The organism is Bifidobacterium ramosum, assembly GCF_009299505.1.
GTDB lineage: Bacteria > Actinomycetota > Actinomycetes > Actinomycetales > Bifidobacteriaceae > Bifidobacterium > Bifidobacterium ramosum.
Genome location: NZ_WBSM01000021.1, coordinates 1 through 8,979, shown reverse-complemented (window position 1 = coordinate 8,979; position 8,979 = coordinate 1). Strand labels below are relative to the sequence as shown.

Annotated in this window: 9 protein-coding genes; 3 read left to right on the top strand and 6 right to left on the bottom strand. The window is 57.1% G+C overall.

The window, feature by feature from the left end; genetic code table 11:
• On the bottom strand, positions 1 to 833 hold an 833-nt coding region (locus DSM100688_RS11675), incomplete at its 3' end, for an alpha-amylase family protein (RefSeq protein ID WP_476727153.1).
• 322 nt (positions 834 to 1,155) lie between these two features.
• Here DSM100688_RS11675 and DSM100688_RS11670 point away from each other — a divergent pair.
• Positions 1,156 to 2,205: a LacI family DNA-binding transcriptional regulator gene (locus DSM100688_RS11670; RefSeq protein ID WP_152359255.1), complete on the top strand. Its 1,050-nt coding sequence runs from the start codon at positions 1,156 to 1,158 to the stop codon at positions 2,203 to 2,205.
• Between the two features lie 72 nt (positions 2,206 to 2,277).
• On the opposite strand, the gene DSM100688_RS11665 is transcribed toward DSM100688_RS11670, so the two are convergent.
• The 3 genes from DSM100688_RS11665 to DSM100688_RS11655 all read right to left on the bottom strand — a co-directional run bounded on the left by DSM100688_RS11665 (position 2,278) and on the right by DSM100688_RS11655 (position 3,215).
• On the bottom strand, positions 2,278 to 2,523 hold the full coding sequence (locus DSM100688_RS11665) for a hypothetical protein (protein ID WP_152359254.1): 246 nt from the start codon (positions 2,521 to 2,523) through the stop codon (positions 2,278 to 2,280).
• A gap of 54 nt (positions 2,524 to 2,577) precedes the next feature.
• Positions 2,578 to 2,799 (bottom strand): hypothetical protein, encoded by a 222-nt coding sequence (locus DSM100688_RS11660; protein ID WP_152359253.1) that lies wholly within the window; start codon positions 2,797 to 2,799, stop codon positions 2,578 to 2,580.
• A gap of 170 nt (positions 2,800 to 2,969) precedes the next feature.
• The gene (locus tag DSM100688_RS11655) at positions 2,970 to 3,215 is read right to left on the bottom strand and encodes a hypothetical protein (protein WP_152359252.1); all 246 of its coding nucleotides are present in this window, start codon (positions 3,213 to 3,215) and stop codon (positions 2,970 to 2,972) included.
• A 701-nt stretch (positions 3,216 to 3,916) separates the two neighbouring features.
• On the opposite strand from DSM100688_RS11655, the gene DSM100688_RS11650 reads away from it, so the two are divergent.
• Together DSM100688_RS11650 and trxB are read left to right on the top strand one after the other, a co-directional pair.
• Entirely contained in the window at positions 3,917 to 4,771 is an 855-nt protein-coding gene (locus DSM100688_RS11650; RefSeq protein WP_152359251.1) for an aldo/keto reductase, read from the top strand.
• Between the two features lie 129 nt (positions 4,772 to 4,900).
• Positions 4,901 to 5,854: a thioredoxin-disulfide reductase gene (gene trxB, locus DSM100688_RS11645; protein ID WP_152359250.1), complete on the top strand. Its 954-nt coding sequence runs from the start codon at positions 4,901 to 4,903 to the stop codon at positions 5,852 to 5,854.
• A 103-nt stretch (positions 5,855 to 5,957) separates the two neighbouring features.
• Here trxB and DSM100688_RS11640 read toward each other — a convergent pair whose 3' ends face one another.
• The gene (locus DSM100688_RS11640; RefSeq protein WP_152359257.1) at positions 5,958 to 7,259 is read right to left on the bottom strand and encodes a ParB/RepB/Spo0J family partition protein; all 1,302 of its coding nucleotides are present in this window, start codon (positions 7,257 to 7,259) and stop codon (positions 5,958 to 5,960) included.
• Between the two features lie 211 nt (positions 7,260 to 7,470).
• Positions 7,471 to 8,451 (bottom strand): ParA family protein, encoded by a 981-nt coding sequence (locus DSM100688_RS11635; RefSeq protein ID WP_163146991.1) that lies wholly within the window; start codon positions 8,449 to 8,451, stop codon positions 7,471 to 7,473.
• Between the last annotated feature and the right edge of the window lie 528 nt (positions 8,452 to 8,979).

Sequence of the window (8,979 nt, the reverse complement as noted above, 5' to 3'; positions counted from 1 at the left end):
CAGCTCCGGCCAAGAAACAAACCGACAGTTGAATGACACCGACATGACGCATGTGTCAACCATGCCCCAGGACATACCGTCAACCATGCCCCGACACATGCGTCATTTAGGCCCCGAGACATTACACTCCATTTATCCCATAGATCATCTGAAATTCGCCACATCTGGGCGTGTTCACGCAAAAAATCGATATGTGTAGTAGGCAGAGCCCCTCCAGGAGACAGCGAGAATACCACACTTTTCCCATACCGTTGCTCAGCTTTCCTGATGGCACTGGCATACGCACGTATCTCATCCGCATGAAAAGGCACTTGCATATCATCGGCTTTGATGAAATCCACGCCCCATGAAACCAGCTGATCTACCTGAGCATCATAATATGCCTGCGCTCCTGGATGCCCTGGTTTTAAGCCGTAATTGTCTGGATTCCAACCGCAGACATGCTCCTTGTCGGCTACATCAGACGCAGACCACTCCGTTCCTAGGATCGGACAGTTCCGTTCAACGGCCAATCGAGGAATTCCTCTCATGATGTGCACGCCAAATTTCAACCCCATATCATGGATCCGATTGGCAAGCGGTCTGAACCCATCGCCATTCCGTGCAGAAGGAAACCGCATTGGAGCGGGAAGTTGACGGCCAAAATCGTCAAGCACAATCGGCGCATCCGCATTGTACCCATGCGACTTTGCGGTCGGATCATACCAATCAATGTCGACGACCACGGTGTTCCATCCGTATTGAAGAAGATAGTCATGCATAAAGCGGGCATTGGCCAGCACAGCATTCTCATTGACTGCCGTTCCATACGAGTCCCAACTGTTCCATCCCATAGGGGGTTCTGATGCCGATTGTTGATTCATTGGTTCCTCGTTTTCGACTGCCATTGTCTTGATCCAGTCAGGCTCTGCACTCCCCCGCCTGACATATGTATACGTTAACACACTAAGGTACGTTACGCAACCATTGCGACCATCTTGTTTATAAATGCTTGAAAATACTTATTTTCAAGCATCAACCCGTAGGAGTTACCGGCGTTTCATCATCTATAATACAGATATATCTGTATACGTTTATATAACGTGAGTCAAATGTGAGCATATGACACTGGCGTTATGATGAGTACACAGTCACAGCACAGTCAAAGGAGAATCCATGCCAGCAGCAGGAAAACCAGCCTCGATCAAGGACGTCGCATCCCTGGCTGGAGTATCCACCGCGACGGTCTCCCGCTATCTCAATAACAACGGGTACATCAAGGAAGAGACCCGGCAACAAGTAGCCAAAGCCATTGCCATGCTCGGCTATCATCCCAACCCATATGCGCGAGCTTTGGTGACTGATCGCACCACACGTATCGTCGTCTTTTGCGGCAGCATCACCTTATACGGACAGATACACACTCTGGAAGGCATCGAACAATGCTGCGCAAAAAATGGGTATATTTTTGATGTCGTCGTCGTCAGCAATGAATCTCCCGGCTCCATAGAGAACAGTGTCAAGGAAGCTTTGCAGCAGAATCCTGCGGGCATCATCCTTCTTGACTATGACACTCCGTCTGATGCCGCACGAGAGTTCATTCCCGATGGCACCCCTTTCGTGTTTGTTTCCGGTACACCGCACGTCGATGGCCTCTGCCAAGTCTGTCCGGAAGAACATTCGACCGGATACCAACTCACCAGACACCTGATCGATCTCGGGCATCGGTCGCTCTGCTATGTCTGTTTTCCAGGGAATGCGGGTCCGGCAACACGCCGAGGAGGTTCGGAAGACGCGTGCAGAGATGCACGAATTCCTTCGCCAACATTATTCCACTCAAGCTGGGATGCACAGGATGCGCGGTCTATTGGCCGGCTCATCGGAGAAAAAAGACAATGGTCCGCAGTAATCGCCGATAACGATGAACTAGCGATTGGTGTATTACGCGGACTTGTCGACGTCGGCGCACGAGTGCCGGAAGACATCAGCGTAGTTGGATTCGATGATCACACCCTCGCGAAACTGTGGAATCCCGCACTCACCACAGTACGTCAGGATTTTAATCGCGTTGGTCAGGAGGCATTCTCCTTGTTGCAAGCCCAGATTAACGATGAACGAGAGGGTCGCGGTCGAACGGACAACTGGGACAGATATTCCATCATTCGTAGTGAAATGATCATACGCGAATCGACGGCAACCCCCAACGAGGATTTTCTGACTCGGTAAGGGCCATGTTCCGGCATGGGTAATATGCATGCCGGAACAGCCCACCATCAGATAGTTCCCGTTTCCACTCCACTACTCCAGACCTTCGATGGTGCGGCGCATCTGGTGAAATGCACCATGTTCGCGTAGATAGTCGCGCAGGTACGGCAGCTTGAAATCCACGTACCCGTACGAAGACTGAAAGATGATATCCTCCTTGATCAGCTGCGTGCGATATACATTGGCATAGATCTGGTCACGCTCAAGCCGTTTCGCAATGTCGCCGATAGCCGATGGGCCATCATCCTGCGCCATGGCCAACAAGTAGTCACGGGCCATGGGCGATAGGCCATCCAACGCCGGACCATGCACCATGTCGCCCAGATGTCGACGCTACGCACGACGAAGGAACGTGAGAACATTGTCGTTGATGACATCCTCCACCATCGATGGCAGTCCCGCGAATACGAACGCGACGTTGCGACGTTCGCGGATCAAATACTGGATGGCGGTGGCCAGTGCGCGAATTCCATCGATCCGCGAAACCTGTACCTCATTCAATGTAATGAGAATGCCGCGATTCTTCTTCTCCAATACCGCAAGACGATCGGTCATCAGGTCATCACCTTACGGATATTTAACGATCGTTCCGACGGCGAGAACTGAACCGAACTCAGGCTTATTCCCACACCGATCACGGATCCCGGGATCGACACCGACGCCGTAGGGAGGCTCCAGCTGCTCAATCGCGTCCTTACCGTCCGCATCAGCTTGCACCGCATCGGTCAGACGACTGATGAAATCGGCGTCGACCGCCTCATCGATAACCAACCGTCTCGCTGCTGAGCAACATCACCCAACGCATTAAGCATCACCGTTTTACCGACGTCACAGGCACCGATCACGTACATCAGGCGTCCCGGAGCGCCGACGCCATCATCCAAGGCATAGGAGAAATCCTCGATACCACCGGCTCGGCTGATCAACACCGGCGGAGTCATGCCGGCCGCTGGCTTGAACGGGTTGCCCACGTCATCTCCTTACTCCCCGAAAACGTACCGTTCAGAACAATTTAACGCTACTTATAAAAGATATAAAGCTTATAAAAAGTTATAATGCGCAACTCGATGCGGGGATCACAGCAGACAATCTGTTTTCCCGAAATTCTTGCGCTGACATCGGCTCAGCGCAAGAAATTCAGGAAAACAGACGCTTTGTCCCGAGTTTCCGACACTGAGTCGTTGTCAGCGCAACTATTTCGGGACGAAGCCGTTTATTTCCCGAATTTCTTGCGCTGGAGTGATCACTGATCGACCTACAATCGACCGAGTCAACGGAGCGGACAGAGCCAACCGAAACCAGCGAAACGATCGAATCGGAGGAACGATCGAACAGCGCCCCCATCACCTCCTCGCATATCCACACGCCACGATTCACAGACAACACTCAGCTTCAACCCATGTTGCGCTAGGAAATGGCTGGTTATATAAGAGTCAGCGGTCGAACAGACCGCGACATGAACTTCCTTTCTTCCTTCTTCCTCTCTGCAGAAGCCCGGCCCAACCGCCGGGCTTCTGTGGTTTCCGGCCCCGCCACCGCCAGACACGCCACCACCGACCACCACCCGTTCGCCTGACCGCTGATTGCACTGGCCGCACCGCCACCCTCCCACTACAATGGCAACCATCAGTCCATACACCATATGAATCGGACAATCAGGGGGAAATCGCTCATGACCACAACCACAGCAACCAGCCGCTTCGGCACGCAACCGACGATCACCTTGAACAACGGCACGGTCATCCCACAGATCGGTCTCGGCGTCTTCCGCACGCCGGACGGCGACACCACCGTCAACGCGGTCCGCTCGGCGCTGGAGGCCGGCTATCGGCACATCGACACGGCCCGCATCTACGGCAACGAAGCGTCCGTCGGCGAGGGTATCCGCGAGTCCGGTGTGCCGCGCGAGGACGTGTTCGTGACGACCAAGCTGTGGAACGACGATATTCGCGCCCATCGCGCGAAGGATGCGTTCAACGAAAGCCTGGATCGTCTTGGCGTGGATTACGTCGACCTGTATCTGATCCACTGGCCGGCGGATGGCTGGCAGCAGGCGTGGGATGATCTGCAGGAGATCGCCCAGTCTGGGCGCGCCAAGGCGATCGGCGTCAGCAACTTCCATCAGCATCATCTCAACGAGCTGCTGGCGAACAGCGATGTCGTGCCGGCGGCGGACCAGATCGAGTCCTCCCCGCAGTTCACCAATCAGGAGCTGGTCGATTTCGTGCACGGCCACGGCATCGCGGTCGAGGCGTGGAGTCCGCTTGGCGGCACGGGCGGCAACCTGCTCGGCACTCCCCTACTGGCCGAGATCGGCGCGAAGTACGGCAAGTCGGCCGCGCAGGTCGTCATCCGCTGGCATCTGCAGCGCGGCATCGTCGTACTGCCGAAGTCCACGCACGCCGAACGCATCCGTCAGAATTTCGACGTGTTCGATTTCACACTGACCGACGCCGACATGGCCGCGATCAACACGCTCAGCACCGGTCATCGCAACGGCGCCGACCCCGACAACTTCGGCTTCTGACAACGACGCCTCCAGTCAGGCAGCAACAAGCGGCCGCGCGGATTGCCATTCGCGTGGCCGTTCTTGTCTCTCAGCGCAACGTCGCGACTGCGGGGAATGGGATAGCCGCCCCTTGCTACAGTGGGACGCATGAGTGATGAGATTCGCGATGTGGTTATTGTTGGGTCCGGCCCGGCCGGATATACGGCGGCGATCTATCTGGGTCGTGCCGGATACCGTCCACTGGTGATCGCCGGCGCGTTGACGCCGGGCGGCCAGTTGGTCAATACGACGGAGGTCGAGAACTTCCCCGGGTTCCCGGATGGTGTGATGGGACCGGATCTGATGGACGCCATGCAGAAGCAGGCCGAGAAGTTCGGCGCGGAATTGGTATACGACGACGTGGTGTCGACCGACTGTTCCGGTGAGGTCAAGACGCTGACGTTGGACGGCGGCGACGTGATCCACGCACGTGCGATGGTCATCACCACCGGTTCGCGGTACCGCAAGCTTGGTGTGCCCGGCGAGGAGGAGTACTCCGGTCGCGGTGTCTCCTACTGTGCGACGTGCGATGGATTCTTCTTCCGCAACAAGCCGATCATCGTGGTCGGCGGTGGCGACAGCGCGTTCGAGGAGGCGTTGTTCCTGACTCGCTTCGGTTCATCGGTAACGCTGGTACATCGTCGCGACGAGTTCCGCGCGTCAAAGATCATGGTCGATCGGGCTCGCGCACACGAGAAGATCACCCTGCTCACCAATGCAGTGGTTGATGCCGTGAACGGCGACGGCAACGAGGTAACGTCGATCACCGTACATGATGTTGTTTCACGTGAAACGACTACACTGCCGGCCAGTGGTGTGTTCGTCGCGATCGGTCATACGCCGGTCAGTGATTTCCTGAATGGCGCGGTCGCCACGGACGATGACGGTTACATTCTCGTGGATGGTGCATCCACGCGCACGTCCGTCCCCGGCATCTTCGCCGCAGGTGACGTGGTCGACCGCACCTACCGTCAGGCGATCAGTGCCGCCGGCATGGGATGCCGTGCCGCCATCGATGCCCAGTCCTATCTCGCCGACAAGCTCGATCCGGCGAATCACTAAAGTCACATCTGCCCAGTCGCCGATCATGGACAACAACAAGGCGCGGGCCGAACTGACGTGATCAGTTCGGCCCGCGCCTTTCCATATGCCGATAACCGACTTACTACTTCCAGCCGTCGTTGGCGGCGGACTCGCCACCATCGGCCGTGGGCATGAGCAGACCGATGATGCGATCCATATCCTCAGGCGAGGAGAAGACGATCTCAATACGGCCGTGCGTCTTGGAACCCTTGATGGACACCTTGGTGTCGAAGTGGTTTTCCAGATGCTGCTGCACCGGCGAGTTCGCCCACGGGTTGTTCTTGTTGGCGCGGGCCTTGCGCGGCTGCTCCCCCTGAGCGATCTTCATGGCGACGATCTCCTCGGTGGAACGCACCGACAGGCCTTCGGCGATGATACGCGTGGCGAGCTTGTCCATCTCCTCTTCGTCGGTCAGCGCCAGCAACGCGCGCGCATGACCGGCGGACAGAATACCGGCGGCTACTTTCTTTTGTACGGAGGCCGGCAGGTTCAGCAGTCGCAGCGTGTTGGCGATCTGCGGACGGGACTTCGACACCGACTTGGACAGTGCGGCCTGCGTCAGCCCGAACTCATCGATCATCTGCTGGTAGGCTGCGGCCTCTTCCAACGGGTTCAGTGCGACGCGATGCAGATTTTCCAGCAATGCGTCACGCAACATGTTGTCGTCGGCCGTCGTCTTGACGATCGCAGGGATGACGGTCAGCCCCGCCAACTGCGACGCACGCCAGCGGCGTTCGCCCATGATGAGTTCATATGCGGTCTGATGCTCGCTGTCAGTCCCAGTATGTGATGTTTCATGTGAAACATCACCGGCCTTCGTGCGCTTCCGTACGACGATGGGCTGTAGGATGCCGACTTCCTTGATGGATGCGGCAAGCTCGTTCAATTCGTCCTCGTCGAAAATGGTACGCGGCTGATGGGCGTTCGGCCCGATGTCGGTGACCTTCAGCTCGGCAAGATATCCGCCGTACACTGGCTTCAGCTCGGGTTCGTCCGACTGATCCTCGGAAGATGTTTCATGTGAAACATCTCCAGCAGCGGACGACACAGTGTTACCTTCGCCGGATGGAACAGCAGGCACAGCCGCAACGGCAGGCTGCGATGCGATGGACTGGACTCCGTTCGTCTCCGGCACATCGAGCTCGCCGAAGAATAGATCGCTTGGATGGACGATCGCTTCCAGCCCCGGCATGGCGGCGCGCTTGGACTTTGCCGTCTTGCCCTTCGTAGCAGTATCCTTGACCTCGGCAGCGGCATGCTCGGCAACGCCGCTCCCCGACTCGGTCGCCTTGGCCACGGGCGACGGCTTGCTGTCGCTTTTGGCCGTCTTCGCCACCACATGCTTGAAGTCGGGCTTCGCCTCGAGATTCAGCTCGGCAGCCATGGCCTCGGCCTTGACGCCGCTCTTTGTCCGGCTGGTATGCAGACCGTGCTGCACTTCGGTCGGCGTCTTGACCGGCGCCGACACTCCCGCACCGGCAACCGTCTTACGCGCGGGCGCCGGTTTCGCCTGATCATGCTGCTCGTCGTGGGGCTCCCCCGGCAGATCGGGGAACAATGCGCCCAGCCCCTTGCCCAAACGTGACTTAGCCATATCAGTGTTCTCCTCGTTTAATGGCGATGGCTTCCAGTACCTGTGCCGAACGCTTGGCGATCTCCAGCGCCGCCTCGCGGTACGACGTGGCGCCCATACCCTTCGGATCGTAGGCGATGACGCTCTGGCCGAAGCTCGGCGCCTCGGAAATCTTCACCGTACGCGGGATCGTGGTTTCCAGCACGATCGACGGATAGTGCTTCTTGACTTCCTCGAACACCTCACGGCTGAGCAGCGTACGCTTGTCGTACATGGTGACCAGCATCGTGGATACGAGCAACGCCGCATTGAAATGCTCCTGCACCAGACCGATCGTGTGGATGAGCTGCCCCAAGCCTTCCAGCGCGTAGTACTCGGCCTGAATAGGAATAAGCATCTCGTTCGCCGCGCACATCGCGTTGATGACCAACAGACCGAGGCTGGGCGGGCAGTCGATGAACACATAGTCATAGTGCCGATCGCTGTTTGACAGGAACATTGCCAGGGCGTCGCGTAGCAGGTTGTTACGGTTCGGCGCATCGGCGACTTCCAGTTCCGCACCGCTCAGGTCGATGGATGCCGGCACCACATCGAGATTGCTGAAGTCAGGGCATACCTGTTTGGCGTCGTCGATCCCCAGACGGCCTTCCAGCACATCGTAGACGGAATCGCAGCCGGATCCGTGTTCGATGCCGAGTGCCGTGGACGCGTTGCCCTGCGGATCCATGTCGATGACGAGCACCTGCGCACCCGACAACGCCATCGCGGCGGCGAGGTTCACCGTGGTTGTGGTCTTACCGACGCCGCCCTTCTGATTGGCGACGGCAATGATGCGCGTTTTCGCCGGCTTGGGGAAGACCTGTGCCTCGATCGCCGAATATCGCGTGGACTCCTGTGCGATCTGCGCGCCCAGTGAGGAATCGTCATCACCGAAGATGCGGTTGATTACCTGAGCCACCGCTTCGGTTGGCGGTTCCGTGGGCGTGGCATCGTGTTTGGACACAGCTCCTCCTTCACAAGACAGTATGTTCCAGTTTCATCGTTCGCATGGACATGGGATGGTCGGTATGGGATGCCTTCCGCGCGGTGGAATCGTTGCGGAACGTTGACGTGCAGTAATGCACACAGTTATCCACAATGATGTGGATAACTGTGGATAAGTACCTTGTGGATATCGCGTTCACACCGCTGTTGAGACGGTCGAAAACCCTTACTTTTCAAGGTTTTTACACCTCACCTATCGCGACCCCTATATATTGTGGATAAATTATTCACCGACCACAAAATGTGGATAACTCGGTTGGCTTCTAACTCTTGCTCCCCTCAGTCAGCTTCGCTGACAGCTCCCCTCGGAGAGGGGAGCCAGGCTACAACACATGGCTCCCCTCTCCGAGGGGAGCTGTCGGCGGGTTCTAGTGATCGTTGCAACACCTGTGTTGCTTCTGATTTGATTGCGTGAATCGTATCATGCTGCGTTGATCAGGTCGAGGATAACCTCGGAAGGCTTCCGGAATCCGAGTGTCTTCCTCGG